Origin of the sequence: Lysinibacillus sp. GbtcB16, assembly GCF_019091145.1 — a bacterium.
Lineage (GTDB): Bacteria > Bacillota > Bacilli > Bacillales_A > Planococcaceae > Lysinibacillus > Lysinibacillus fusiformis.
Window position 1 is genome coordinate 1 of record NZ_JAGXJV010000058.1, and the last position, 1,360, is coordinate 1,360.

General features: G+C 37.9%; 2 protein-coding genes. Both read right to left on the reverse strand.

Annotation, left to right across the window (positions count from 1 at the left end; all coding sequences use genetic code 11):
• Positions 1-858: IS110 family transposase (locus KVT27_RS23210; RefSeq protein ID WP_217582027.1), on the reverse strand; the 858-nt coding region annotated here is incomplete at its 3' end.
• A gap of 148 nt (positions 859-1,006) precedes the next feature.
• Positions 1,007-1,360: recombinase family protein (locus tag KVT27_RS23215; protein WP_217582028.1), on the reverse strand; the 354-nt coding region annotated here is incomplete at its 5' end.

Below are 1,360 nucleotides of genomic sequence, written 5' to 3' on the forward strand. Positions count from 1 at the left end.
TGTAACTAGATCTTTGCCTGGCATCGTGTCTAATTGGAAGTCTAGTAAACTCATTAACCCTCTTAATTCTCGTTCCACATAGCGCATTTCCTGCTTCTTAAATGAAACGTCTCGGACGATGCTCTTTACTAGAAAGTCTCGTGTTTCTTGGTGTTCTCTTATTGTGTTTCCATCCTCTTTTACCAACTTTAAAATTTCACTCGCTTTTTTCACCGAACATGTATTGCTACTGGCTTCTAATAAAAATATGGTCAATTGCTTTACACTTACCCCATCTAAACACGGTGGAGACGGGTATCGTTCCCAAAATGCCAATGCTGTTTTTCCATCTACCTCTGAAAAAAACTTTTTATAGCTTGGATAGTGGTGACTTAATTGAATATGCAGTTGGTTCTTTAAAGCACTTTGTGCCTTTACTAATGCATTTCTTCTACTGACCAGCTGTTGTATCGACCAATATAAATCATGTGGTTTAGCGTCTGGTAACTGCTCTAGTTTGTTCACCAAAATTCTGGCTACACATTCTGCATCCCAACTATCACTTTTTTGTGTGGTCATATTGCTTTTTCGTTCAGCGTATGAAAGAGCTGGATTCACTTCTTTTACAATTTGCTCATGGTCTGCTAAATATTTAGCTAACGCTCTCCCATAACCCCCAACATCTTCTAAACCAAAAATGGGTGTCAAACCATCCTCCATATGTTTATAAATATCCAATAAAAAAGTTGAAAAAGCAGACGGTTTATTTTCAAACTTTATTTCATCTAGTTTTTCTTGCCAACAATTAATAATAACCGCCACATGGTGTTGCTTATGTAAATCTACTCCCACATAAAAATGTTTCTGTCTTTCATGCATTAACTTATCCTCCTATTCAATGGAATGAAAACGCCGGCAACCTTAGTTCGAGCGTTCACCAACTGGTGCGCATTGGTACGAAAGCCTATCCATTTTCACCGTTATATGAAGATATATAAGTAAATGAGCACCTTTTTTAAGTAGCCCTTCAAATTATTGCAGGGTGTTGCCCATTTGCTTGAATTTGCCCATATGTATAAATTCCCCGATAAAAGCTTTCTCGGTCTAAAATGCGCTTCACTTGTACTTTTGTAAATCGTTTCCCTTTCTCTGTTCGATGGCCTTCCATGTTGAGCTGTTCTGCCAATTGAGATAGTGACCAATGTTTAAAAAAATGTCTTAATTCAAATAGCCTCCGTACAACGATCGCTTTCTCTGTATCCACTTCTACTACTTTTCGCCCTTTCTGTACTATATAACCAAACATGACACCGCCACCTGCATATCCACCTTGTTCAGCTTTTTTCTTTCTGCCCCTACTTAGTTTCAATGTAATCTCTAA